Below are 25,482 nucleotides of genomic sequence, written 5' to 3'. Positions count from 1 at the left end.
GATTAATATGGAAGCTGTATTATATATTTGTCATGGAAGCCGTATGAAAAAAGCTTGTGAGCAAGCCTTTGCATTTGTGGAAACATGTATGGACAAGGTTTCAATTCCAATCCAGGAAGTTTCCTTTCTGGAATTGGCGGAGCCTTCTATCGAGCAAGGTTTCCGTCAATGCGTGGAGCGCGGGGCAACGAAAATATATGCGGTTCCGGTGCTGTTATTGACGGCCGTCCATGCTAAAGAAGACATCCCCGAAATCCTATCAACGTTAAGTATGCACTACCCCGATGTAGAGATTGTGTATGGTCGTCCTTTTGGGGTGCATGAGAGTATAACAGAAATTTTATATGAAAGAATCATGGGAACGAATGTTTCTATCGATGGAGATTGCCTTGTTTTGCTTGTTGGTCGGGGCAGCAGTGACCCTGATGTCAAAAGAGACTTGGAAGGACTGGCTGGTTTATTAGAGAAAAGGTATGGATTGAAGCATGTAGACGTTTGCTTTTTAACGGCAGCGGACCCTATTTTCGAAGATGTATTAGAGGAAGTTCGTTATTCTAATTATTCCAAAGTGTTCATCGTGCCTTATTTGTTATTTACCGGCCTTTTAATGAAGAGAATTGAAAAGGCTGTTTGCGATGTGAACAAGCTCAGCAATCAACAGTTCATTCTTACGCATTACTTAGAGTATCATCCGCATTTAAAGGATGTTCTGGTTGAAAGAGTCGAAGAATTGAGTCATTTACCACTGGAAGAGAGGAATTTCTGAACATGTATCCTGTTATGTTGAACTTGACTTCTCAAAAAGTACTGGTGGTCGGAGGAGGGGAAATTGCCACTCGCAAACTTTCCTCTTTAATTGATACTGGTGCCTCTATACTGGTGATTTCTTTAGGATTTACTGATCGAATTATGAGGTGGGCCGAAGAAGGGAAGGTGGAATTAAAGGAAAAACCAATAGAAAAGGAAGATATAGCTGGTTTTTTCTTTATCATCGCCGCCACTCATTCACCTGATATCAATCATCGTGTCGCTCAATGGGCATCGCCGCAACAATTAATCAATGTTGTGGATAAAAAGGAAAAAGGAAATGTAGTCATACCGTCCCATATAAAAAGAGGGGACTTATCCATTACTATATCCACAAATGGAGCGAGTCCAGTTTTAACAAAGGCTATTAAAAGGGAATTAAGTGAAAAGTATGATGAGTCGTTTGGAGAATTTGTGTCCTTTTTGAAAGAGTGCCGAGAGATTATTAATAGCAGCTCTTTGGAAAAGAAAGTTAAGCTTCAACTTTTAAGAGAGTGTGTTCATTCTTCATATCTTGAACAACCAGAATTGCGCCGAGTGTTTTTTAAAAAGGTAGAACAGTTAAAGGGTTAATATGAAAATTTCACAAAATGATGCGGCTAAAAAGCCTTGATCTGTTGAGGAGTTCCACAAAAGATCAAGGCTTTTTGATTTGTGTTCAGCGCCGTAACGTTGATAAAGGATGAATGTCGCTTATCACCTAAAACGCGTGAAAAAACCATTTTTACATGATACGAGGTATTACAGGCTTTCAATTTCTATGCTGAGAACCCCGTCGATTTTACGGACTTCATAGTAAACATCAGTAGTAAGCTTTTTTTGGGGCACCATTATTTTCAGTTGAATAAATTGTTCGTTTGTTTCCAAGTCTTTAATACGAATGTGCGTTAGTTTAATTTTGTTTTTCTTTATGTCGTTCATGATGTCCGTAATATTGTGCCGGTCCGATACTTTTAACTGAAGGAGAATTTCTTTTTGGCGCAGCTGTTTTGGTCCTAAGAACCTTAAAATAAACGGCAGCAGTTCGACGCTGATGATAAGCAATACGACCCCTGTGATAGCTTCTAAAAAAAAACCTGCTCCTACTGCAATTCCAATACCGGCTGCTCCCCAAATCATAGCGGCTGTTGTTAATCCGGAAATGCTGTCATTTCCACGTCGTAAAATGACTCCTGCTCCTAAAAAGCCGATTCCAGATACAATTTGGGCGGCTAGCCGCAGTGGGTCCATCGTGATGTGCTCCGTTTTTTCGAATACGTAGGCCGATTCAATGGAAACAATGGTCAGTAAACAACTGACGATAGAAATGACCAATGATGTTTTAAGGCCGACGGGTTTTCGTTTTAATTCTCTTTCTAAGCCAATGACTAGCCCTAAAATTGCTGAAATTCCCAGTTTTATAAATATTTGATGTTCCACTGTCGTCACCTATCTTTATGTCGATGATGCCTCCTGTCAGTTGTAATATGAATGTGACAAGGGATGGACTTATTCTCACCATTATATGAAAAAAAGAGGAAAATATGTAGGGTGGAGATGTAAAATGTATGAAAAGCATAGATTTCCGTTACTAACGGGCGATAAGATCCCCGCTTCAAAACTTGGTGTAATGGCGGAAGTTTAAGTGGTGGATAACCTGCCCGTAAAAGCCCGAATAAAAGAATACAGACATCGCCGCGTCCTGCGGCAACGTCTGTGTAATCCGCATCGTGCGGGTTGAAGGAAAACCCCATCGATAGAAGTTTACTTTATACTTTATTCAGATAGTTAGCTTTAATCCATTCGATGGCTTGTTCTTTTAACTTGTATTTTTGTATTTTTCCGGAAGCGGTCATTGGAAAGCTGTCCACAAACATGATATATTCGGGGATTTTATAATGGGAAAGCTGCCCTTCGCAAAATGCTCTTATATCTCCTTGAGAAAGGGTCCTGCCTTCTTTTAGTTTAATGCAAGCCATTACTTTCTCGCCGTACTTTTCATCAGGAGTACCGATTACTTGTACATCAAGGATATCGGGGTGATGATATAAAAATTCTTCAATCTCCCGTGGGTATACGTTTTCTCCTCCGCGAATAATCATATCCTTTAAGCGTCCGGTAATCTTTATATATCCCTCTTCATCCATTGTGGCTAAATCTCCTGTATGAAGCCACCCTTCGGAATCGACAGCATCTTTTGTTGCATCCGGCATATTGTAATAGCCTTTCATTACGAGGTAGCCGCGTGTACATAACTCTCCTTGTGCTCCTTTTGGTACTTCCACTCCTAAAACGGGATTAATGATTTTTACTTCTGTATGCGGATGTGGCTTGCCTACCGTTTCTACCCGGCGTTGGATTGGATCTGTTGTAGTCGTCTGAGTGATAACGGGAGAAGATTCTGTTTGACCGTATGCAATTGTGATTTCGCTCATGTTCATTTCATTTATGACCCGCTTCATCACTTCTGTGGGACAAGGTGATCCGGCCATAATGCCGGTTCTTAAGCTCGATAAATCATAATCTTTAAAATTAGGATGGTTTAACTCGGCAATAAACATCGTTGGTACTCCATGTAAACCTGTACACTTCTCTTTTTCGACAGTTTGCAATACCAGCTCAGGATGAAACTCGATGATCGGTACCATGACAGCTCCGACAGATACACAAGCAAGAACTCCGAGTACACAACCGAAACAGTGGAAAAAAGGTACTGGGATACATAGTCGATCTTCATTTGTTAATTTCATGGCTTGTGCAATTAAATACCCGTTATTGACGATATTATAGTGGGTAAGCATAACTCCTTTTGGAAAACCTGTCGTACCGGATGTATATTGCATATTAATGACATCATCAGGCTGTAATGATTCCTCACGTTCGGCAAGTCCCTCATCGGTCACGGCATTGCCGAACATGAGGAATTCCTGCCATTTAGTAATATGGCTAGGAATATCTTCTTCACCGATGTAAATTAAATTTTTGAGCATTGGAAGAATAGATTCTTGTTGGTGGTTGGAAGTGTTTTGCGGGAATGTATGATGTGTAAGTTGTTGGATGATTGAAAGATAGGATGTCCCTTTAAAGCCATCAATAAAGAATAGGGTAGTAGAGTCGGATTGCTTTAATAAATATTGTAGCTCGTTAGTCTGGTAGCTCGTATTGACGGTAACAAGTACAGCGCCGATTCTTGCGGAAGCGAATTGTAATAAAAGCCACTCGGGCACATTCGTTGCCCAGACGGCAATATGTTCTCCCTTTTTTACTCCTAAGCCGATTAGAGCCTTGGCGACCCTCGTTGTCTCATCGTAGAATTGCTTATATGTATACCTTATTTTTTCTTTTGAGTAGACAACAGCTTCTTGATCGCCATATAGATCAATCGATTGTTTTAAAAGACGGCCAATCGTTTCTTGTTTAAGCTGAACCATATAGAGCCTCCCTATTAATATCAATTTTGGTTGCGTTTACAAACATAGTAACAAAAATATTTGTAATATTACAAAAATAAATCTTCGACAATTTTTTTAGAAGAAACGGATAAATAGAGGGAGAAAAGAAGGGTTAACAGGGAAACTCCACAAATGGAAGTTTCCCTTATATTAGATGATGGAAGTGGGAAGCGAATAAGGCAAAGATAAAACCTAACATTGCCATAAAGAGAAAGGGAAAGCCGTTTACCCTCCCATTTTGATTAGCAATTTTTATTCCTTCCCAATAAGCAGAGTAAATAAAGAAGACAGCCATACATAACGATATGAACATTGCGAGCCTTATCATCTCTATCACGATGTAAACCTCCCTGTTATCTTTAATACAAGTGATAATAGAATCTATGTTTTTGGGGAATAAGATATGATAGAAATTTACTTGGTAAATCTACGGAACAAAAGGGGCGCAAATATGTTTATTTGTGCCCCTTTTGTTCCGTATAATTTAGCAATTAAGGACAAGTCTTTTTGTAGAGCGAATAACTAAGCAGGTAATGATAGCGCTTATTAATGAAGCCTGGAAGTATATAAGTCTTATTGTAGATAACGGAATGTAGTAGGGATAGGGGGCATATTCAGCAAAGAAAATGACTACGGATGTGTGGTATAAGTAACGTAATAAACTCCCTGTGAATGCTCCTCATGTTACATATAACAAGACTGCACGTTCTTGCTTAATTGTTTGTAGCTTTTATATATAGAAGAAGCAGAAACAATTCTTGCCACCCCTACCAATGTAAATGCGATTATATAATCAATGAAGTCCTGGGATAGTAAAGAGAACAACAACTTAAAAAATATATAGAACGACCTACGATATTCAGTATGACCAAAACAGCCAGATAGAATCATCTAGATCTTATGAAGCTTCAAGAGGGTGGCTGATTAGAAACGAATACTATTGTGGAATTGAGAGTGTTTTCTACATAGGGAATTCGATAATGTTTATTTAAGAAAGCTTACATAAAAGTAAGCTGATAATTTAGCTCTTCTTTCTTTTTGAAAAAAACTATTGCATTATAGAAATGGTCATGATATATTTATATTCGTCGCCCGATAAGAGTACACGAAAGAACGGGAATGACAAAAAAGACGAAAAATGTTATTGACAAAAAAATAACATTTTGATAAGATTAAAAAGTCGCTTACGAGCGATAATGAACTTTGAAAACTGAACAAAACAAAAAAACGTCAACGTTAATTCTATTTTATTATGAGCAAGTCAAACATTTCTTCGGAGAGTTTGATCCTGGCTCAGGACGAACGCTGGCGGCGTGCCTAATACATGCAAGTCGAGCGGACAGATGGGAGCTTGCTCCCTGAAGTCAGCGGCGGACGGGTGAGTAACACGTGGGCAACCTGCCTGTAAGACTGGGATAACTTCGGGAAACCGGAGCTAATACCGGATAACACCGAGGACCACATGGTCCTTGGTTGAAAGATGGCTTCGGCTATCACTTACAGATGGGCCCGCGGCGCATTAGCTAGTTGGTGAGGTAACGGCTCACCAAGGCAACGATGCGTAGCCGACCTGAGAGGGTGATCGGCCACACTGGGACTGAGACACGGCCCAGACTCCTACGGGAGGCAGCAGTAGGGAATCTTCCGCAATGGACGAAAGTCTGACGGAGCAACGCCGCGTGAGCGATGAAGGCCTTCGGGTCGTAAAGCTCTGTTGTTAGGGAAGAACAAGTACCAGAGTAACTGCTGGTACCTTGACGGTACCTAACCAGAAAGCCACGGCTAACTACGTGCCAGCAGCCGCGGTAATACGTAGGTGGCAAGCGTTGTCCGGAATTATTGGGCGTAAAGCGCGCGCAGGCGGTTCCTTAAGTCTGATGTGAAAGCCCACGGCTCAACCGTGGAGGGTCATTGGAAACTGGGGAACTTGAGTGCAGAAGAGGAAAGCGGAATTCCACGTGTAGCGGTGAAATGCGTAGAGATGTGGAGGAACACCAGTGGCGAAGGCGGCTTTCTGGTCTGTAACTGACGCTGAGGCGCGAAAGCGTGGGGAGCAAACAGGATTAGATACCCTGGTAGTCCACGCCGTAAACGATGAGTGCTAAGTGTTAGGGGGTTTCCGCCCCTTAGTGCTGCAGCTAACGCATTAAGCACTCCGCCTGGGGAGTACGGCCGCAAGGCTGAAACTCAAAGGAATTGACGGGGGCCCGCACAAGCGGTGGAGCATGTGGTTTAATTCGAAGCAACGCGAAGAACCTTACCAGGTCTTGACATCCTCTGACAACTCTAGAGATAGAGCGTTCCCCTTCGGGGGACAGAGTGACAGGTGGTGCATGGTTGTCGTCAGCTCGTGTCGTGAGATGTTGGGTTAAGTCCCGCAACGAGCGCAACCCTTGATCTTAGTTGCCAGCATTTAGTTGGGCACTCTAAGGTGACTGCCGGTGACAAACCGGAGGAAGGTGGGGATGACGTCAAATCATCATGCCCCTTATGACCTGGGCTACACACGTGCTACAATGGACGGTACAAAGAGTCGCAAGACCGCGAGGTGGAGCTAATCTCATAAAACCGTTCTCAGTTCGGATTGCAGGCTGCAACTCGCCTGCATGAAGCCGGAATCGCTAGTAATCGCGGATCAGCATGCCGCGGTGAATACGTTCCCGGGCCTTGTACACACCGCCCGTCACACCACGAGAGTTTGCAACACCCGAAGTCGGTGAGGTAACCGTAAGGAGCCAGCCGCCTAAGGTGGGGTAGATGATTGGGGTGAAGTCGTAACAAGGTAGCCGTATCGGAAGGTGCGGCTGGATCACCTCCTTTCTAAGGATTTTTACAAGAGTCGTTGACGAAACGTTTTGTTCAGTTTTGAAGGTTCATCCTTCAAGTTGATAAGTGTACCTGAAGGTACATGGTTGTTCTTTGAAAACTAGATAACAGTAATAGCTGAGGAAAGTGAAAACTTTTCTAAACATAAATCCTTTGTCAATGAACAAAGGGAAAAGAGAAGCGAGAAGTTCGAGGCGGCGAAGTTTCGAGCAGCACAGCGTATTTATATACGTGAGCAGCGCAGAAACGAAGCCAACGAAGAAATTCGACGCTAATCTTTTACCGCAAGGTTAAGTTAGAAAGGGCGCACGGTGGATGCCTTGGCACTAGGAGCCGATGAAGGACGGGACTAACACCGATATGCTTCGGGGAGCTGTAAGTGAGCTTTGATCCGGAGATTTCCGAATGGGGAAACCCACTGTTCGTAATGGAACAGTATCTTTATCTGAATACATAGGATATTGATGGCAGACCCGGGGAACTGAAACATCTAAGTACCCGGAGGAAGAGAAAGCAATTGCGATTTCCTGAGTAGCGGCGAGCGAAACGGAATTAGCCCAAACCAAGAGGCTTGCCTCTTGGGGTTGTAGGACACTCTATACGGAGTTACAAAGGAACGGAGTAGACGAAGAGGTCTGGAAAGGCCCGTCGAAGAAGGTAACAACCCTGTAGTTGAAACTTCGTTCCCTCTTGAGTGGATCCTGAGTACAGCGGGACACGTGAAATCCCGTTGGAAGCTGGGAGGACCATCTCCCAAGGCTAAATACTCCCTAGTGACCGATAGTGAACCAGTACCGTGAGGGAAAGGTGAAAAGCACCCCGGAAGGGGAGTGAAAGAGAACCTGAAACCGTGTGCCTACAAGTAGTCAGAGCCCGTTAACGGGTGATGGCGTGCCTTTTGTAGAATGAACCGGCGAGTTACGATCCCATGCAAGGTTAAGTTGAAGAGACGGAGTCGCAGCGAAAGCGAGTCTGAATAGGGCGAATGAGTATGTGGTCGTAGACCCGAAACCAGGTGATCTACCCATGTCCAGGGTGAAGTCCAGGTAACACTGGATGGAGGCCCGAACCCACGCACGTTGAAAAGTGCGGGGATGAGGTGTGGGTAGCGGAGAAATTCCAATCGAACTTGGAGATAGCTGGTTCTCTCCGAAATAGCTTTAGGGCTAGCCTCAAGATAAGAGTCTCGGAGGTAGAGCACTGATTGGACTAGGGGCCCCCAACGGGTTACCGAATTCAGTCAAACTCCGAATGCCGATGACTTATTCTTGGGAGTCAGACTGCGAGTGATAAGATCCGTAGTCAAGAGGGAAACAGCCCAGACCACCAGCTAAGGTCCCAAAGTATACGTTAAGTGGAAAAGGATGTGGAGTTGCTTAGACAACCAGGATGTTGGCTTAGAAGCAGCCACCATTTAAAGAGTGCGTAATAGCTCACTGGTCGAGTGACTCTGCGCCGAAAATGTACCGGGGCTAAACGTATCACCGAAGCTGTGGATTGACATCTGCGATGTCAGTGGTAGGAGAGCGTTCTAAGGGCGGTGAAGCTAGACCGTAAGGACTGGTGGAGCGCTTAGAAGTGAGAATGCCGGTATGAGTAGCGAAAGACAAGTGAGAATCTTGTCCACCGTATGCCTAAGGTTTCCTGAGGAAGGCTCGTCCGCTCAGGGTTAGTCGGGACCTAAGCCGAGGCCGAAAGGCGTAGGCGATGGATAACAGGTTGATATTCCTGTACTACCTCCCCACCGTTTGAGCAATGGGGGGACGCAGAAGGATAGGGTAAGCGCGCTGTTGGATATGCGCGTCCAAGCAGTAAGGCTGGTGAATAGGCAAATCCGTTCACCGTAAGGCTGAGCTGTGATGGCGAGGGAAATAGAGTACCGAAGTTCCTGATTTCACGCTGCCAAGAAAAGCCTCTAGCGAGGTGGGAGGTACCCGTACCGCAAACCGACACAGGTAGGCGAGGAGAGAATCCTAAGGTGTTCGAGAGAACTCTCGTTAAGGAACTCGGCAAAATGACCCCGTAACTTCGGGAGAAGGGGTGCTCTGATAGGGTGCAAGCCCGAGAGAGCCGCAGTGAATAGGCCCAGGCGACTGTTTAGCAAAAACACAGGTCTCTGCGAAGCCGTAAGGCGAAGTATAGGGGCTGACACCTGCCCGGTGCTGGAAGGTTAAGGGGAGAGGTTAGCGCAAGCGAAGCTTTGAACCGAAGCCCCAGTAAACGGCGGCCGTAACTATAACGGTCCTAAGGTAGCGAAATTCCTTGTCGGGTAAGTTCCGACCCGCACGAAAGGTGTAACGATCTGGGCACTGTCTCAACGAGAGACTCGGTGAAATTATAGTACCTGTGAAGATGCAGGTTACCCGCGACAGGACGGAAAGACCCCGTGGAGCTTTACTGTAGCCTGATATTGAATTTTGGTACAGCTTGTACAGGATAGGTAGGAGCCTTGGAAGCCGGAGCGCTAGCTTCGGTGGAGGCGTCGGTGGGATACTACCCTGGCTGTATTGAAATTCTAACCCGCACCCCTCATCGGGGTGGGAGACAGTGTCAGGTGGGCAGTTTGACTGGGGCGGTCGCCTCCTAAAATGTAACGGAGGCGCCCAAAGGTTCCCTCAGAATGGTTGGAAATCATTCGTAGAGTGTAAAGGCACAAGGGAGCTTGACTGCGAGACCTACAAGTCGAGCAGGGACGAAAGTCGGGCTTAGTGATCCGGTGGTTCCGCATGGAAGGGCCATCGCTCAACGGATAAAAGCTACCCCGGGGATAACAGGCTTATCTCCCCCAAGAGTCCACATCGACGGGGAGGTTTGGCACCTCGATGTCGGCTCATCGCATCCTGGGGCTGTAGTCGGTCCCAAGGGTTGGGCTGTTCGCCCATTAAAGCGGTACGCGAGCTGGGTTCAGAACGTCGTGAGACAGTTCGGTCCCTATCCGTCGCGGGCGCAGGAAATTTGAGAGGAGCTGTCCTTAGTACGAGAGGACCGGGATGGACGCACCGCTGGTGTACCAGTTGTCTTGCCAAAGGCATCGCTGGGTAGCTATGTGCGGACGGGATAAGTGCTGAAAGCATCTAAGCATGAAGCCCCCCTCAAGATGAGATTTCCCATAGCGTCAAGCTAGTAAGATCCCTGAAAGATGATCAGGTTGATAGGTCAGAGATGGAAGCATGGCGACATGTGGAGTTGACTGATACTAATCGATCGAGGACTTAACCTAAAGAAAAGCGGAACAAGCTCGTTCATGCTCATAAGGAATTGTAACCGCCGACGAGAAGTCGATCTTTGACTTCGTGGGGAGATGGTAGAATTACCGTAAAGCATAGCTTGTGTAGCTAGCCACGAATACTCAGCAGCTTGTTATCTAGTTTTGAAGGAATAACTTTTAAAAAAGTTGACATCTTCATTTCGATATTATAAAATGTTATATGTCTGGTGGCGATAGCGAAGAGGTCACACCCGTTCCCATGCCGAACACGGAAGTTAAGCTCTTCAGCGCCGATGGTAGTTGGGGGTTTCCCCCTGTGAGAGTAGGACGTTGCCAGGCTAAACAAAAATATACCATTTTTGTTGGAGGATTAGCTCAGCTGGGAGAGCACCTGCCTTACAAGCAGGGGGTCGGCGGTTCGATCCCGTCATCCTCCACCATTCATTTGCCGGTGTAGCTCAATTGGTAGAGCAACTGACTTGTAATCAGTAGGTTGGGGGTTCAAGTCCTCTCGCCGGCACCATTTGTACGAGCCATTAGCTCAGTCGGTAGAGCATCTGACTTTTAATCAGAGGGTCGAAGGTTCGAGTCCTTCATGGCTCACCAGTTTAATATGCGGGTGTGGCGGAATTGGCAGACGCACCAGACTTAGGATCTGGCGCCGCAAGGCGTGGGGGTTCAAGTCCCTTCACCCGCACTTTTAAATATTGCGGAAGTAGTTCAGTGGTAGAACACCACCTTGCCAAGGTGGGGGTCGCGGGTTCGAATCCCGTCTTCCGCTCCAGTACAGAAAAGTGTAGGCGACTGTTCAGCCTTGAGAGGCGTTGGAGCTTCGGATATAGAAACCGCTTTTTGGTTTTAATAGCAGAAGTGAAACGACCGAAAGGTTAGGAGCCGAAACTAGACATTGTAAGTGCCGGGGTGGCGGAACTGGCAGACGCACAGGACTTAAAATCCTGCGGTAGGTGACTACCGTACCGGTTCGATTCCGGTCCTCGGCACCAATCAAGAAAAGCGGAGAAAGCCCGCTTAAACCGATAGGATGTTGGAATTTCTGAGAAGGAGTCGCTTTTTGACTCCGCAGGAAGAAGTAAAACAGCCGTACAGTTTGGCTTTCGCATCTGGACAATTAATGAATATGCGCCCGTAGCTCAATTGGATAGAGCGTCTGACTACGGATCAGAAGGTTATGGGTTCGACTCCTGTCGGGCGCGCCATATTATAAAAAGCGAAGGCAACTTTTCAATTTTGAGAGGCGTTGGAGCTTCTGAACAGAAAACCGCTCTTTGGTTTCATGGAAAGAAGTGAAACGATCGAAAGATTAGGAGCCATAGCTAGATCATAACGGGGAGTAGCTCAGCTTGGTAGAGCACTTGGTTTGGGACCAAGGGGTCGCAGGTTCGAATCCTGTCTTCCCGACCATGTAAATTTATAATGGGGCCTTAGCTCAGCTGGGAGAGCGCCTGCCTTGCACGCAGGAGGTCAGCGGTTCGATCCCGCTAGGCTCCACCATTCTTACGAAAAGTAAGTATAAGAGCTAATAATCAAATATTAGACAATATATGGCGGCGTAGCTCAGCTGGCTAGAGCGTACGGTTCATACCCGTGAGGTCGTGGGTTCGATTCCCTCCGCCGCTACTTTATATATCTCAAAAATGAGAGGACCTTTAGCTCAGCTGGTTAGAGCAGACGGCTCATAACCGTCCGGTCGTAGGTTCGAGTCCTACAAGGTCCACCATTAAAAGTGAAATACGGAGGAATACCCAAGTCCGGCTGAAGGGATCGGTCTTGAAAACCGACAGGGGTGTAACAGCCCGCGGGGGTTCGAATCCCTCTTCCTCCGCCATATTTATTTTATTTCTATTGTCGCGGGGTGGAGCAGTCTGGTAGCTCGTCGGGCTCATAACCCGAAGGTCGCAGGTTCAAATCCTGTCCCCGCAACCAATAAGGTGGTCCCGTGGTGTAGTGGTTAACATGCCTGCCTGTCACGCAGGAGATCGCGGGTTCGAGTCCCGTCGGGACCGCCATTTATAAAAAGGCTCGGTAGCTCAGTTGGTAGAGCAAAGGACTGAAAATCCTTGTGTCGGCGGTTCGATTCCGTCCCGAGCCACCATTTTTACAGGTCACATTCAATGGCGGTTGTGGCGAAGTGGTTAACGCACCAGATTGTGGCTCTGGCACTCGTGGGTTCGATTCCCATCAATCGCCCATTTAAATTTTATATTCATTCATGCGGGTGTAGTTTAATGGTAAAACCTCAGCCTTCCAAGCTGATGTCGTGGGTTCGATTCCCATCACCCGCTCCATAAAGGGCCTATAGCTCAGCTGGTTAGAGCGCACGCCTGATAAGCGTGAGGTCGATGGTTCGAGTCCATTTAGGCCCACCATTTTCCACAGTAGCTCAGTGGTAGAGCAATCGGCTGTTAACCGATCGGTCGTAGGTTCGAGTCCTACCTGTGGAGCCAATATAGAGAAGTACCCAAGTGGCTCAAGGGGCTCCCCTGCTAAGGGAGTAGGTCGCTAACGCGGCGCGAGGGTTCGAATCCCTTCTTCTCTGCCAGAAATTTTGGCCCGTTGGTCAAGCGGTTAAGACACCGCCCTTTCACGGCGGTAACACGGGTTCGAATCCCGTACGGGTCATTCTAAAAGCAGTAAGCTTACGCATACTGCTTTTTTGTTATGTTATTTTAATATTGTAATAAAAAAGACACCTTGGAATTGTATAAGGTGTCTTTTTTATTTTTCCATTGTGAATAAAATAAAATAGAGCTCTTACCTGTGAAGCCATCGAATGAAGAGTGTGTGCCAACTCCTTTTTTTGTTGCTTTTCATCTAAAAAACGACATTTTTCTTTTATATATTGTTTATTTTGTCGGAAAAATGGGAATTTTTTTTGAAGGTAAAAGATGAAACAAATGGAATAGTGTAAAGGATAAACCTATTTATAGGTTGAAAGGGAGGCAAAAATGATATCAACAATTCAACCTACAGAGTATGAGCTGCATTTGTTTCATGAAGGAAGTTTGTTTAAAGCTTATGAGCTTTTTGGTGCTCACATTATGACAAATGAACAAGGGATAAAAGGAACACGTTTTTGTCTATGGGCCCCCAATGCTCTTGAAGTTAGAGTAGTGGGAGACTTTAATAACTGGAATGGTACAGCCCATTCAATGAATAGAATGAATGAACAAGGCATTTGGGTCTTATTCATTCCTTCAATAGAAGAGGGAACTATTTACAAGTACGAACTTTATACAGCACAAGGAGAGCGACTGCTCAAGGCTGATCCATATGCATTTTACAGTGAACACCGCCCTAATACAGCGTCAGTAGTTCATAAGCTAGGACATTACATATGGAATGACAAAGCTTGGAAGCGTAAAAAGAAACTGACCAATTTATATGAAAAACCCTTATTTATCTATGAATTACATGCTGGTTCCTGGAAAAAACATGAGGACGGAGCTTTTTATGATTATATGGAATTAGCAGATGAGTTAATTCCTTATGTAATAGAGCACGGCTTTACTCATATTGAGCTGATGCCGTTGGTGGAGCATCCATTTGATCTATCATGGGGTTATCAAGGAACGGGCTATTATTCACCTACAAGCAGATATGGAAAGCCAGAAGAATTAAAACAATTTATTGATTTATGCCATCAACATAATATCGGGGTCATTTTGGACTGGGTGCCTGGTCATTTTTGCAAAGATGAACATGGCTTATATAAGTTTGATGGAACGTTTTTATATGAATACGAAAATGAATTAGATCGAGAGAATTACGTATGGGGAACTGCTAATTTCGACTTATCTAAACCAGAGGTTCACAGCTTTCTTATCTCTAATGCTCTTTATTGGTTAGAATATTTCCAGATTGATGGCTTTCGTGTAGATGCAGTGGCCAATCTCCTTTACTGGCCAAACTCACATGAAATGAGAGTAAACGATTACGCCGTACAATTTTTAAGAAAATTGAATGAAGTACTCTTTTCCTATGATTCAAATATTTTAATGATTGCAGAAGATTCTACAGATTGGCCTTTAGTAACGGCTCCTGTATTTATGGGAGGGCTGGGCTTTAATTATAAGTGGAATATGGGCTGGATGAATGACGTTTTAACTTATATGAAGGCAGAGCCTGAAGAGAGAAAGCATTTCCATGAGAAGATTACATTTTCCCTTTTATATGCGTTTAATGAGAATTTCATTTTGCCTTTTTCCCATGACGAAGTGGTTCACGGGAAAAAATCGTTATTGAATAGGATGCCTGGAGACTATTGGCGTAAATTTGCGCAACTTCGATTGCTCTATGGTTTTTTAATCGCTCATCCTGGTAAGAAACTCCTATTTATGGGAGGAGAATTCGGTCAGTTTGACGAGTGGAAAGATACCGAGCAGCTTGATTGGATGTTGTTTGATTTTGAGATGCATCGAAAGCTTAACCTTTATATGAAAGAGCTATTAGCCATTTACCGAAGAAGTAAGCCTTTATTTGAACTCGACCATGATCCTCAAGGGTTTGAATGGATTGATGTGAATAATCATGAACAACGGATTTTCTCGTTTATCCGCAAAGGCAAAATTGAACAAGATCTTTATATCATCGTATGCAATTTTTCTGAGGAAGCTTATGAAAACTATAAAGTCGGAGTACCGCTTCTTACATCCTATATTGAAATTATAAACAGCGATGATCAAGTCTTTGGAGGTTCGGGTGTTGCCAATAAAAAAGCATTAAAGGTTGTCGAAGAAGAGTATCATGGGAAGCCGTATCATATTGAAATGAATATCCCGCCATTTGGAATTAGTATATTACGTGCTAGAAAATCAAGAGGGGAGAAAAAACAAGATGGGCAAAAAAAAATGCGTAGCAATGTTACTGGCAGGAGGAAAAGGAAGCAGACTTAGTTCATTGACTCAAAATCTAGCAAAACCGGCTGTTCCATTTGGGGGTAAATATCGCATTATCGATTTTACCTTGAGCAATTGTACAAATTCAGGAATTGAAACAGTAGGTGTATTAACCCAATATCAACCGTTGGTGCTTCATTCTTATATAGGTATTGGGAGTGCCTGGGACCTGGACCGTCGAGATGGGGGGGTAACAGTTTTACCTCCATATTCGGAGTCTTCGGGAGTAAAGTGGTATAAAGGAACAGCAAGCGCTATTTATGAAAACATGAACTACTTAAAGCAGCATGAACCGGAATACGTACTGGTTTTATCTGGAGATCATATTTATAAAATGGATTATAGTGAAATGCTTGATTATCACATTGAGAAAAACGCGGACGCGACAATCTCGGTTATTGAGGTCCCTTGGGATGAAGCGAGTCGGTTCGGCATTTTAAATACAAATGAGCAGTTAGAAGTACTTGAATTTGATGAAAAACCGGCTCATCCTAAAAATAATTTAGCTTCCATGGGGATTTACATTTTTAAGTGGTCTTTATTAAAAGAATATTTGGAAATGGATGCCCGTAATCCGGATTCAAGCCATGACTTTGGGAAAGATGTCATCCCTTTATTACTCGAAGAAAAGAAGAGACTGTTTGCTTATCCATTCCAGGGTTATTGGAAAGATGTAGGGACAGTCAAGAGTCTATGGGAAGCCAATATGGACTTGCTCTCGGAAAAATCCATATTAAATTTATTTGAGCAATCATGGCGCATTTATTCCGTTAATCCTCATCAGCCGCCTCAATATGTTTCCCCTGCTGCCGAAGTAGTGGAATCTCTCATTAATGAAGGTTGCATCGTTGAAGGAAATGTCGATCATTGCGTTTTATTTCAAGGTGTACAGATTGGAGAAAATTCGTTAGTCAGACGCTCAGTCATTATGCCGGATGCAAAAATAGGGGCAAATGTTTACATTGAGAATGCTATTGTAGCTGGTAATATTCATGTACCTGATGGAACAATTATTCAATCAAGTTCTGACAGCGAAGAAGTAATTTTAGTGACGGAAGAATTAATTCAAACATTAGAAAATAAGATAGCCAAATAGAGGGGGAAGGCTTTGATGAACAAACAAATGCTTGGAATTATAGATGCATCACCATATACGAATAATTTAAAGCCTTTGACGAAATTTAGAACGTTTGCCGCCGTTCCATTTGGGGGCAGATATCGTTTGGTAGATTTCATGTTATCCAATTTAGTTCAATCGGGAATTCACAGTGTGGCCCTTTTTCCAAGAAATAATTACCGTTCTTTATTAGATCATCTTGGCTCGGGAAAAGAATGGGATTTGGATCGCAAAAGGGATGGTTTGTTTGTATTTCCTCCAAAGTCAGATGAACTAGACAGCCAACCATCTATCGTAGCACAGCTTCGCTATCATATTGACTACTTCTTAAGAAGCACACAAAAATATGCAGTGATCGCGAATAGTTCTACTATTTGCAACCTTAATTTTCAAGATGTGTTGAACCACCATATCCGTTCAAATGCTCAAATTACTGAAGTATATCATGAAGGAAAGTCATTGCAAATTTATGTACTGGAAACAGCTTTATTAATTGATTTAATTTATCAAGGAAGCTTCCCGGTGACTACGATTAGTGAATTTGTTCAATATCATTCATCTAAATATCATTTGTCTCGTTATGAGCATGTAGGATATACGGCCGTTATATCAGATGTAGCTTCCTATTTTAGCAGAAGTATGGAAATTCTAGATCCTCAAATATGGAAACAAGTATTTGTAAAAGATAGACCCATTTTTACAAAGGTGAAAGATGAGCCGCCGACACGCTATATGAAAACGGCTGTTGTAAAAAATTCGATGATTGCGAATGGGTGCGTCATTGAAGGGCATGTTGAAAACAGTATTATTTTCCGCGGGGTTAAAATTGAAAAAGGTGCAGTGGTAAAAAACAGTATCGTTATGCAAAAAAGCATCGTAAAAGAAAATAGTTTATTAAATTATGTAATTTTAGACAAAGATGTAAAGGTAGAAAGAAATACAGAGCTGACAGGCAGTCCAGAGCATACGCATGTGATTGAAAAAGGCACTGTGCAAGGAGCGTTGATGAATTCGTGAAAGTATTATTTGTCGTCTCTGAGTGTGTACCATTTGTGAAAACGGGGGGCTTAGCAGACGTAGCAGGGGCTTTACCAAAAGAATTAACTGCACTGGGTACGAAAGTATGTGTGGTAATGCCCAAATATAGTCATATTTCAGAAAAATATAAGGACCGAATGATATTAAAGAAAGTTTTCTATGTACAAGTTGGATGGAGACGTCAGTACTGCGGTGTTGAAATCTTGGAGCAAGATGGGGTTCAATACGTATTCTTGGATAACGAATATTATTTTAAAAGAGATTCGCTATATGGTCATTATGATGATGCAGAAAGATTCTCCTTCTTTTGTCGTGCCGTCATTGAAAGTATTCCTTATTTGGAGTTTCAGCCTGATATTATCCATTGCCATGATTGGCATACGGGAATGATCCCCTTTTTGCTAAGAGCAGAGTATGATATTTATGCTTCTGTTCAAACAGTTTTTACCATTCATAATTTGCAATTCCAAGGTATTTTCCCGCGAAACATTCTTTATGATTTGCTTAATTTAAGCGATTTTTATTTTACTTCCAACCAATTGGAATTCTATGGTGATGTGAATTTTATGAAAGCAGCGCTTGTCTCAGCTGATAAAATTACAACCGTAAGCCCCACTTATCGGAATGAAATTCAAATGCCTTATTATGGCGAGAAATTGGATGGATTGCTAAGAAAGCGTTCTGAAGATTTAGTGGGGATTGTAAATGGAATTGATGACGAGCTCTATTGCCCTTCCTCTGACACTTCGATTCCCTATGGCTATTCTATTAAATCGCTTGATCAAAAGAAGAAAAATAAACTGGCACTTCAAAAGCAGTTTAATCTTCCACAAGATGAGAATGTTCCTATGATAGCAATGGTTACACGTCTTACGGAACAGAAGGGTTTAGAACTGGTGGAGCATGTCTTTCATCAAATAGCAGGTGAAAACATACAATTTGTTGTATTAGGCAGCGGCGACCATAAATTTGAAGCATTCTTTACGGAGATGAGTCAAGTATACAGCGATAGGGTAAGGACAATAATTGGATTTGATGAAGAGCTTGCCCATTCTATCTATGCCAGCGCTGATTTATTTTTAATGCCGTCTAAATTTGAACCGTGCGGATTAGGACAGCTGATTGCTTTAAAATACGGAGCGATTCCAATTGTTCGTGAAACAGGAGGGCTGAATGATACAGTTCAGTCATACGATGAACATAATGGACAAGGAAACGGCTTCACATTTGCAAATTTCAATGCCCATGATATGCTTCATACCATTCAACGAGCACTTGCATTTTATCAAAATCAAGAAGTGTGGGAGAAGCTGATGAAAGAAGCGATGAGCCGAGACTACAGCTGGACCCAATCTGCTTTTAAGTATAATCAGCTTTATGCAAGCCTGATGGCCAAGTAAAAGGAGTGAAAGCGACATGTTTTCTAACAAACAATGCTTTCAACAGGCATTTTTAAAGAAGCTTGAGATGACATATGGCAAAAGTTTTAGGGAATCCACGATTTATGATCAATATCATACGTTAGGGAATATGGTGCGGGAATATATTAGTTCCAATTGGATTGCTACCAATGAAAAACAGCGATCTTCTCATATAAAGCAAGTGTATTATTTATCCATTGAATTTCTATTGGGAAAATTGCTGGGGCAAAATTTAACGAATCTCGGTATTCGAGAGGTAGTAAGGGAAGGGCTTCAAGAACTTGGAATCGACTTGGAAGATATGGAAGGAATTGAGGCGGATGCGGGCCTTGGAAACGGCGGGCTTGGACGTCTTGCAGCTTGTTTCTTGGATTCTCTCGCATCTTCTAATCTGCCCGGTCATGGGTGTGGAATTCGTTATAAACATGGATTGTTCGATCAAAAAATCGTCGATGGATTTCAAGTCGAACTTCCTGAACAGTGGCTTCGTCACGGTAACGCTTGGGAAGTACGGAAGGTGGATGAAGCGGTCGAAATCAGCTTTTGGGGCGAAGTAGAAACACTGTATGATAAAGGGCGTTTAACCTTCCGTCATATTCATTCCGAAACCATTATGGCTGTCCCATACGACATTCCGGTTATCGGGTATCAAACCCCCGTTGTGAACACATTGAGGTTATGGAATGCAGAACCTTCTCGATTCCCAGTGCATAAAGATGTCATGGAGTATAAGCGAGACACCGAATCAGTATCGGAATTTTTATATCCTGATGATACTCATGAAGATGGGAAGGTTTTAAGACTGAAGCAGCAATATTTCCTTGTATCGGCAAGCTTGCAGAGTATTGTTTTGTCTCATCGCAAAACGTATGGAACACTCAAAAACTTTCATGAGAAAGTGGCTATCCATATTAATGATACTCATCCTGTCCTCGCCATTCCAGAATTGATGAGGATTTTAATGGATGAAGAACATATGGGATGGGATGAAGCGTGGACCATTACGACAAATACCATTTCCTATACGAATCACACCACGTTGTCGGAAGCGCTGGAGAAGTGGTCTGTTCACTTGTTTCAACCTTTATTGCCCCGTATTTATATGATTGTGCAAGAAATCAATGAGAGATTTTGTAAACAGTTGTGGGAGAGCTATCCTGGTGATTGGAGAAAAATTGAGCAAATGGCGATTATTGCCCATGATATGGTGAAAATGGCCCATTTGGCTCTCGTTGGAAGTTATCGAGTAAATGGTGTAGCGAAGCTTCATACGGAAATATTGAAAAACAGAGAGATGAAAGATTTTTATGAAGTGTATCCTGAAAAATTTAATAATAAAACAAATGGGATTACGCATCGGCGCTGGCTGTTGAAAGCAAACCCCCAGTTGTCCTCTGCCATTACAGATGCGATTGGCTCTTCCTGGGTACACCATCCTTCAGACTTGGAGAAGCTGATGCCATACGCTTTTGACAGCGGCTTCAAAGAAACGATAAAGAGAGTAAGGCAGGAAAGAAAGACAATCCTTGCGGAGATTATTCAGTGCCAAACAGGTATAATAATTGACGACACCTCTATTTTTGATGTTCAAGTAAAGCGGCTGCATGCTTATAAACGGCAGTTATTGAATGTGTTGCATATCATGTATTTATATAATCGATTAAAGGAAGAAAAATCTTTTGAAATTTACCCGCGCACTTTTATTTTTGGTGCAAAAGCTTCACCGGGCTATTATTATGCGAAAAAAATCATTAAATTAATTAATTCCCTTGCGGATAAAGTCAATAACGATCCACAAACATCACCTTTTTTAAAGGTAGTTTTCCTTGAAAATTATCGGGTGTCGTTAGCGGAGTACGTATTTCCGGCGGCTGATGTAAGTGAGCAAATTTCCACAGCAAGCAAAGAAGCATCAGGGACAGGGAACATGAAATTTATGATGAATGGTGCTTTAACCATTGGAACATTGGACGGGGCAAACGTTGAGATATTTGAAAGAGTTGGATCCGATAATATGTTCATATTCGGTTTGACAGCAGAAGAAGTGCTTCATTATGAACAGAATGGAGGATATCGTTCCAACGATTATTATCATTATGATAAGCGTATTCAGCAAGTGCTTGAGCAATTATTGAATGGATTTTTCCCAAATTCTTTTGATCTTTTTGAATCGATTTATGATTCTTTATTAATGCAAAATGACCAGTATTATGTATTAAGGGATTTTGGTTCTTACACCTTAGCTCAGGAAAAAGTAAACACGGCTTATCAATCACAAGAGACTTGGCTTGAAAAAAGCATTATAAACACTGCACAATCCGGCTATTTTTCAAGTGATCGAACAATTCGGGAATATGCAGATGAAATTTGGGGAATTCGATCTTTAGAACAAGGCACTTTTGTATAAAGCCATTATATGCATCCACATAAATAAACAGACATGGGGCGAACACCCATGTCTATTTATTTGCTGAGACTGTAGTGTTGGTTTTAGACTAGCCAAACGAAAAGCTAATTTAGAATTCGGCAGCAAAACGATGGGAACTTAAGAAATCAATATACGTTTGAATGCTGTGATTACCTTCTATCGAATGCTGATAGGAATAAAACATGATACCTTCAGGAACATGTCGATAGCTAAAGTGTGTTTTATGAAGAGGAGAATAAATTTTTCGCAGGGGAACGAACGGCACGAGATCAACGGAATTGACATATCTGATACTATAGGGAAGGTATTGTTTATATTGGTATACAAAATCTGGATTTCCTACACGAGGGCTGCCGAAATTCACCATGGCTATCGTTCGACCATCAAGGTTAACAGCCGCATCGAGAGCATGTAGTGTTGCAAGGGCTCCTCCAAGACTGTGGCCTGTAATGAAAATGGGTTTTGAAGGAGAGAGATTTTTTAAAATATCCACCAACTCATCCCGGCATGATTTATAAACATCGAGGAAGCCGGAGTGGACATTTCCTGCATTTTTGACGTATGGATAAGGGACCTGACCATATCGCAAATCGCTGATCCAATCGGTATCAGTGTGGGTTCCCCGGAATGATACGACAATAGCGAGCGGAGATTCAATAATAAAGCCAAACCATTCTTCTACATGAAAAGAACGGGCTTTGAAAGAATGAACAAGCTGAAACGATTCCGGCACCATAAAGAAACCATTCTGCTCAGACTGTTCATATGCTAATTGAGAGCATTGGGCTAAAAAAAGAGCCGTTTCGTCAGGAATAAGTAATTGCCGTACCATTTTTTCACCTTCTTTTCACAGTTCGCAACATAGCTTATGAAAAAATAGGTGAAATGGTGCTCGTTCAGCATTCAAATAACCTTACCAACATTGGACTTTAAAACCACTATAAAAATGCCGGGAAATATTTCGCTTCCCGGCATCTTTTAAAAGATAAGAAAGTATAATTTTTTCGATGAGTACTGGTGTCTAGCTCCAGCGCCTAGCTCAGTACGGGAAAAGATGATTGCCCTCATAAGGCAAAAAGCGTATACGGGGTCAATCCCTATTTCCTTAGGCCCACAGGATGTAGGTCATGCCGACGTTGGCGATTGACGTGGCGTTCTTAGTCGGCCTTCTTTGACCAAGGCGCTTGCGCTTTTCTTAATCATCACCGTTCAATAAATCTCCGAGTGCACCAAGCATGCTGCCTTCTCCTGTAGACTTTCCGCCTGGAGCGTTGGCGAAAATACGATCAGCGAGGCGGCTAAACGGAAGTGATTGAACCCAAACAGTTCCTGGACCTCTTAATGTAGCATAAAAAAGACCTTCTCCGCCAAATAAAGCGGTTTTGATCTTCCCGACATATTCAATGTTGTAATCGATATCTTTTGTCATAGCAACAAGGCAGCCAGTATCAATACGCAGCATTTCACCAGGGCGGAGCTCTCGCTTATAAATGGTGCCTCCTGCATGTAAAAAAGCAAGGCCGTCCCCTTCTAGTTTTTGCATGATGAATCCCTCACCGCCAAAGAAACCCGTTCCTAATCGGCGTTGAAAATCGATGCCGACAGATACTCCTTTAGCCGCACATAAAAAAGCATCTTTTTGGCAGATGACTTTTCCATTAAGCTCACTTAAATCCATAGGAATAATTTTTCCGGGATAAGGAGATGCGAAGGATACGCGGCGCTTGCCCGCACCTTGGTTTGTAAATACCGTCATAAACAAGCTTTCGCCCGTTAAGACACGTTTTCCGGCCCCCATTAGTTTTCCAAAAAGGCCTTTAGGTCCTGACTGGGCGCCATCGCCGAAGATAGTTTCCATTTCTATGCCTTCTTCCATCATCATCATCCCGCCCGCTTCGGCAATTACGCTTTCATGGGGGTCTAGTTCGATTTCAACAAACTGCATATCATCACCATGCAGAAAATAATCAATTTCATGAGAGTTCATTCTGTTCACCTCAATAAAGAATTTTATTTGGTTATTCGTTAAAGGTTCGTGAATTCCTGTTAAAAGTTGTGTAAAAGAAATTATTCTATAAGTCTTAAATAAATTAAAAAATATTGTTTTCTGCTGAAAGGCCCCATCATCAAACCCTAATTTTAACGGATTTTGTGATGGGGCCTTTCAGGTGGATGACCGAAAAGGGTGGTTTTTTGGCCCTTTTTGGTCATCCACATTGAATCATTCTTCCTCTACATAAGGATCTTTTTCGAATGGATGCAAATCTCCAAACACAGCCATAACGCCTTCTTCATCTAATGCGTCTTCATACATTTCATGTTTTTTTGTCGGATAGATGGGCAACGGATTTCCGTACAAATCCGTTGCCGCAAAGTTTTCATAATCCTCTACGTATCCGAGCCGTTCATCGGCTTCAATGTATGTTTCACTATATTTTTCCGTATCTTCAATGAAATCTGATGGTGATTCTGATGTTCCATATCTTGCTACATCCTGCCATGAATCTTCTGAATCATAAGGCGTCGCGTGCTTTTCATCATATTCATACTGACCGAATGGATGATTTAGAACCGTTTCTTCAATCGGGCGATCTTCTGATATGTTTTGTTCTGGTGAGTGTTCTTTACAAAACATGGTTGTCGGTATAGCTTCAAGTCTTTCGAATGCGATATCTTTTCCGCATGTTTGACATTTGCCGTAGGAACTGTTCTTTATAGCTTGCAATGCATGTTTCACTTCTTTTAATTCTTGCTTTGCATGTTCATTTAACGCCAAGTCCTTTTCTCTTTCATATAGTTCAGTGGCTGTGTCTGCAGGATGATTATCATAACTTGATAATTCTCCAACTGAATCATGCTGATCGCTTCGTTCCATACCAAAGTGATCATTTTGTTTTAATTGATGTTCGATTTCTCTTTGACGATCTTCAAGATGGTTTTGCAGTGTGCGAAGTTGAGATGCCGATAGCATGTAAAACCCCCCTTTAACAAAATAAGTTTGTCTTTGAGTATTATTTGCCAAAAGAGATAAAAAAACATTAGAAAAACTTGGCGCTGTCAGTGAATTTGTTTTCTAGCACTTTTCTTTCCATCTTTATTCAAAGGTATCTAAAATACATGTTTTATGAAACTTTGGTACATAAAAGAAAAGTGAATGAACCCTCTTTTTTAGTAAGCTTATAAGGAAAAAGAGGCTGACTTTGGAAGCATGAAGAATATGCTTTCAAAGTCAGCCCCTCAAACATAAAGAGCGTCTCTTTATTAGAGATCGTTTAGTACAAGTATGTGTTACATAAAATAACCAATAAATAAGCCGATTGATAACAAAAAGCCATAAATCGTGTTGGTTTGGGCCGTTGCTTTCATAGCCGGCATCATCTGCATCGGAAGTGTTTTGCCAATAAATCCTTTCACGGCTTTCACGGCTTTTGGAACACTGATGATCACAATTAGAATCCATGGGCTTGATAAATTAAAAAGCACGAGTCCAATCGCCCACACATAGGCAACTGTAAACATAGAACCTAAGAGGACGATAGCTCCTTTTTTTCCAAGTAAAATCGCCAATGTTTTACGGCCGAATTCTTTGTCGCCATCAAAATCACGGATATTATTGGCCAGTAAAATGGCGCCAACAAGAATAGCAGTAGGAATAGAGACTAGAACGCTTTGTGTCGTAATGTTGCCTACTTGAATAAAGAAGGAAATTAAAATAATGATGACACCCATGAACAGTCCCGCAACAATTTCTCCAAATGGGGTATAGGCAATTGGAAAAGGACCGCCTGTATAAAAATAGCCTGCAGCCATACAAATGAGGCCTATAAGCGCAAGCCACCAGCTGCTGTTCATACAAATATAGGCACCTAATAAAAGGGAGAGTCCGTATAAACCGAAAGCAGCCGTTAACACAGTTTTAGGTTTTATGCCGTCTCTTACGATGGCTCCCCCAATTCCAACGGATTGCTCATTGTCCAACCCTCGTTTGAAATCGTAATACTCATTAAACATATTCGTAGCTGCTTGAATGAGAAGACATGCCAACAGCATGACGCCAAACATCGGCATGTCGATAGCTGTATGTGTCATGGCAAGTGCTGTTCCGATAAACACAGGAGCAAAAGCAGCTGTTAAGGTGTGCGGACGTGTAAGCTGCCACCATACTTGCCGTTTCGATTTATTAGGTGCAGGGGTTAACCCTTGATGATTCGTTTGCAATTTAGCTTGCATGGATGACTCTCCTTTCAAGATATATCTAAAGCGGCCTGTATTAGTAACAAATACAAGGGA

Annotated in this window: 13 protein-coding genes, 21 tRNA genes and 3 rRNA genes; 31 read left to right on the top strand and 6 right to left on the bottom strand. The window is 42.7% G+C overall.

The annotated features are described in order from the left end of the window. The first annotated feature begins 7 nt into the window (after positions 1 to 7). Both BK575_RS24445 and BK575_RS24440 read left to right on the top strand, forming a co-directional pair. On the top strand, positions 8 to 766 hold the full coding sequence (locus BK575_RS24445) for a sirohydrochlorin chelatase (RefSeq protein WP_078414141.1): 759 nt from the start codon (positions 8 to 10) through the stop codon (positions 764 to 766). A gap of 2 nt (positions 767 to 768) precedes the next feature. After that, the gene (locus tag BK575_RS24440; RefSeq protein ID WP_078414140.1) at positions 769 to 1,380 is read left to right on the top strand and encodes a precorrin-2 dehydrogenase/sirohydrochlorin ferrochelatase family protein; all 612 of its coding nucleotides are present in this window, start codon (positions 769 to 771) and stop codon (positions 1,378 to 1,380) included. Positions 1,381 to 1,548: 168 nt separating this feature from the next. Here the strand turns inward: BK575_RS24440 and BK575_RS24435 are convergent, their stop codons facing one another. Together BK575_RS24435 and BK575_RS24430 are read right to left on the bottom strand one after the other, a co-directional pair. Beyond that, on the bottom strand, positions 1,549 to 2,226 hold the full coding sequence (locus BK575_RS24435) for an MgtC/SapB family protein (protein ID WP_204524883.1): 678 nt from the start codon (positions 2,224 to 2,226) through the stop codon (positions 1,549 to 1,551). A gap of 329 nt (positions 2,227 to 2,555) precedes the next feature. Next, positions 2,556 to 4,217, bottom strand: a complete 1,662-nt coding sequence (locus BK575_RS24430) for an AMP-binding protein (protein WP_078414138.1) — start codon at positions 4,215 to 4,217, stop codon at positions 2,556 to 2,558. Between the two features lie 1,291 nt (positions 4,218 to 5,508). On the opposite strand from BK575_RS24430, the gene BK575_RS24420 reads away from it, so the two are divergent. The 29 genes from BK575_RS24420 to BK575_RS24280 all read left to right on the top strand — a co-directional run bounded on the left by BK575_RS24420 (position 5,509) and on the right by BK575_RS24280 (position 21,171). After that, a 16S ribosomal RNA gene (locus BK575_RS24420) occupies positions 5,509 to 7,058 on the top strand. A 294-nt stretch (positions 7,059 to 7,352) separates the two neighbouring features. Further along, positions 7,353 to 10,284, top strand: a 23S ribosomal RNA gene (locus BK575_RS24415). Between the two features lie 211 nt (positions 10,285 to 10,495). Next, positions 10,496 to 10,611, top strand: a 5S ribosomal RNA gene (rrf, locus tag BK575_RS24410). Together the 16S, 23S and 5S rRNA genes with 21 tRNA genes alongside form the textbook arrangement of a ribosomal RNA operon. A gap of 25 nt (positions 10,612 to 10,636) precedes the next feature. Beyond that, positions 10,637 to 10,712 (top strand) — tRNA-Val (locus BK575_RS24405). A 7-nt stretch (positions 10,713 to 10,719) separates the two neighbouring features. Beyond that, a tRNA-Thr gene (locus tag BK575_RS24400) sits at positions 10,720 to 10,795 on the top strand. 7 nt (positions 10,796 to 10,802) lie between these two features. Continuing rightward, a tRNA-Lys gene (locus BK575_RS24395) sits at positions 10,803 to 10,878 on the top strand. Between the two features lie 9 nt (positions 10,879 to 10,887). Continuing rightward, positions 10,888 to 10,969: transfer RNA gene (locus tag BK575_RS24390), tRNA-Leu, on the top strand. Positions 10,970 to 10,981: 12 nt separating this feature from the next. After that, positions 10,982 to 11,056: transfer RNA gene (locus BK575_RS24385), tRNA-Gly, on the top strand. A gap of 131 nt (positions 11,057 to 11,187) precedes the next feature. Then, a tRNA-Leu gene (locus BK575_RS24380) sits at positions 11,188 to 11,276 on the top strand. A 136-nt stretch (positions 11,277 to 11,412) separates the two neighbouring features. Continuing rightward, positions 11,413 to 11,489: transfer RNA gene (locus tag BK575_RS24375), tRNA-Arg, on the top strand. A gap of 128 nt (positions 11,490 to 11,617) precedes the next feature. Continuing rightward, positions 11,618 to 11,694: transfer RNA gene (locus BK575_RS24370), tRNA-Pro, on the top strand. Between the two features lie 14 nt (positions 11,695 to 11,708). Then, positions 11,709 to 11,784: transfer RNA gene (locus BK575_RS24365), tRNA-Ala, on the top strand. A 52-nt stretch (positions 11,785 to 11,836) separates the two neighbouring features. Then, positions 11,837 to 11,910: transfer RNA gene (locus BK575_RS24360), tRNA-Met, on the top strand. Positions 11,911 to 11,933: 23 nt separating this feature from the next. Further along, a tRNA-Ile gene (locus BK575_RS24355) sits at positions 11,934 to 12,010 on the top strand. A 15-nt stretch (positions 12,011 to 12,025) separates the two neighbouring features. Continuing rightward, a tRNA-Ser gene (locus BK575_RS24350) sits at positions 12,026 to 12,118 on the top strand. 21 nt (positions 12,119 to 12,139) lie between these two features. Next, positions 12,140 to 12,216 (top strand) — tRNA-Met (locus BK575_RS24345). Positions 12,217 to 12,223: 7 nt separating this feature from the next. Beyond that, positions 12,224 to 12,299 (top strand) — tRNA-Asp (locus tag BK575_RS24340). Between the two features lie 10 nt (positions 12,300 to 12,309). After that, positions 12,310 to 12,385: transfer RNA gene (locus BK575_RS24335), tRNA-Phe, on the top strand. Positions 12,386 to 12,407: 22 nt separating this feature from the next. Then, positions 12,408 to 12,480: transfer RNA gene (locus tag BK575_RS24330), tRNA-His, on the top strand. A 24-nt stretch (positions 12,481 to 12,504) separates the two neighbouring features. Then, positions 12,505 to 12,578: transfer RNA gene (locus BK575_RS24325), tRNA-Gly, on the top strand. 4 nt (positions 12,579 to 12,582) lie between these two features. After that, positions 12,583 to 12,659 (top strand) — tRNA-Ile (locus tag BK575_RS24320). Between the two features lie 3 nt (positions 12,660 to 12,662). Then, positions 12,663 to 12,737 (top strand) — tRNA-Asn (locus BK575_RS24315). Between the two features lie 4 nt (positions 12,738 to 12,741). Further along, a tRNA-Ser gene (locus BK575_RS24310) sits at positions 12,742 to 12,832 on the top strand. Between the two features lie 8 nt (positions 12,833 to 12,840). Next, positions 12,841 to 12,912, top strand: a tRNA-Glu gene (locus BK575_RS24305). A 326-nt stretch (positions 12,913 to 13,238) separates the two neighbouring features. After that, positions 13,239 to 15,185, top strand: a complete 1,947-nt coding sequence (glgB, locus tag BK575_RS24300; protein WP_078414136.1) for a 1,4-alpha-glucan branching enzyme — start codon at positions 13,239 to 13,241, stop codon at positions 15,183 to 15,185. After that, entirely contained in the window at positions 15,127 to 16,284 is a 1,158-nt protein-coding gene (locus BK575_RS24295) for a glucose-1-phosphate adenylyltransferase (protein ID WP_078414135.1), read from the top strand. Before glgB ends, BK575_RS24295 begins: the two co-directional genes overlap by 59 nt. Before the next feature lie 15 nt (positions 16,285 to 16,299). Continuing rightward, on the top strand, positions 16,300 to 17,322 hold the full coding sequence (locus tag BK575_RS24290) for a GlgC family sugar phosphate nucleotidyltransferase (protein WP_078414134.1): 1,023 nt from the start codon (positions 16,300 to 16,302) through the stop codon (positions 17,320 to 17,322). After that, on the top strand, positions 17,319 to 18,743 hold the full coding sequence (gene glgA, locus BK575_RS24285) for a glycogen synthase GlgA (RefSeq protein ID WP_078414133.1): 1,425 nt from the start codon (positions 17,319 to 17,321) through the stop codon (positions 18,741 to 18,743). Before BK575_RS24290 ends, glgA begins: the two co-directional genes overlap by 4 nt. A 16-nt stretch (positions 18,744 to 18,759) precedes the next feature. After that, a complete protein-coding gene (locus BK575_RS24280; RefSeq protein WP_078414132.1) occupies positions 18,760 to 21,171 on the top strand; it encodes a glycogen/starch/alpha-glucan phosphorylase in 2,412 nt (803 codons plus the stop codon). A gap of 109 nt (positions 21,172 to 21,280) precedes the next feature. On the opposite strand, the gene BK575_RS24275 is transcribed toward BK575_RS24280, so the two are convergent. The 4 genes from BK575_RS24275 to BK575_RS24260 all read right to left on the bottom strand — a co-directional run bounded on the left by BK575_RS24275 (position 21,281) and on the right by BK575_RS24260 (position 25,422). After that, positions 21,281 to 22,024, bottom strand: coding sequence for a lipase family protein (locus BK575_RS24275; protein ID WP_078414131.1), 744 nt, complete (start codon positions 22,022 to 22,024; stop codon positions 21,281 to 21,283). Positions 22,025 to 22,387: 363 nt separating this feature from the next. Next, positions 22,388 to 23,179 (bottom strand): TIGR00266 family protein, encoded by a 792-nt coding sequence (locus BK575_RS24270; protein WP_078414130.1) that lies wholly within the window; start codon positions 23,177 to 23,179, stop codon positions 22,388 to 22,390. 234 nt (positions 23,180 to 23,413) lie between these two features. Further along, positions 23,414 to 24,163, bottom strand: a complete 750-nt coding sequence (locus tag BK575_RS24265; protein WP_078414129.1) for a TraR/DksA C4-type zinc finger protein — start codon at positions 24,161 to 24,163, stop codon at positions 23,414 to 23,416. Positions 24,164 to 24,480: 317 nt separating this feature from the next. Then, entirely contained in the window at positions 24,481 to 25,422 is a 942-nt protein-coding gene (locus tag BK575_RS24260) for a 1,4-dihydroxy-2-naphthoate polyprenyltransferase (protein ID WP_078414128.1), read from the bottom strand. Positions 25,423 to 25,482: the final 60 nt, after the last annotated feature.

The sequence above is a fragment of the Priestia abyssalis genome (assembly GCF_002019595.1).
GTDB lineage: Bacteria > Bacillota > Bacilli > Bacillales > Bacillaceae_H > Bacillus_BA > Bacillus_BA abyssalis.
Note: the sequence above shows the minus strand (reverse complement) of the source record. Positions and strands in the feature narration are given on the sequence as shown.

Excerpts from the sequence above, each read along its gene's own strand:
- BK575_RS24445 (WP_078414141.1), top strand. The coding sequence starts at position 8 with ATGGAAGCTGTATTATATATTTGTCATGGAAGCCGTATGAAAAAAGCT.
- BK575_RS24440 (WP_078414140.1), top strand. The coding sequence starts at position 769 with ATGTATCCTGTTATGTTGAACTTGACTTCTCAAAAAGTACTGGTGGTC.
- BK575_RS24430 (WP_078414138.1), bottom strand. The coding sequence starts at position 4,217 with ATGGTTCAGCTTAAACAAGAAACGATTGGCCGTCTTTTAAAACAATCG.
- glgB (WP_078414136.1), top strand. The coding sequence starts at position 13,239 with ATGATATCAACAATTCAACCTACAGAGTATGAGCTGCATTTGTTTCAT.
- BK575_RS24295 (WP_078414135.1), top strand. The coding sequence starts at position 15,127 with ATGGGCAAAAAAAAATGCGTAGCAATGTTACTGGCAGGAGGAAAAGGA.
- BK575_RS24290 (WP_078414134.1), top strand. The coding sequence starts at position 16,300 with ATGAACAAACAAATGCTTGGAATTATAGATGCATCACCATATACGAAT.
- BK575_RS24280 (WP_078414132.1), top strand. The coding sequence starts at position 18,760 with ATGTTTTCTAACAAACAATGCTTTCAACAGGCATTTTTAAAGAAGCTT.
- BK575_RS24275 (WP_078414131.1), bottom strand. The coding sequence starts at position 22,024 with ATGGTACGGCAATTACTTATTCCTGACGAAACGGCTCTTTTTTTAGCC.
- BK575_RS24270 (WP_078414130.1), bottom strand. The coding sequence starts at position 23,179 with ATGAACTCTCATGAAATTGATTATTTTCTGCATGGTGATGATATGCAG.
- BK575_RS24265 (WP_078414129.1), bottom strand. The coding sequence starts at position 24,163 with ATGCTATCGGCATCTCAACTTCGCACACTGCAAAACCATCTTGAAGAT.
- BK575_RS24260 (WP_078414128.1), bottom strand. The coding sequence starts at position 25,422 with ATGCAAGCTAAATTGCAAACGAATCATCAAGGGTTAACCCCTGCACCT.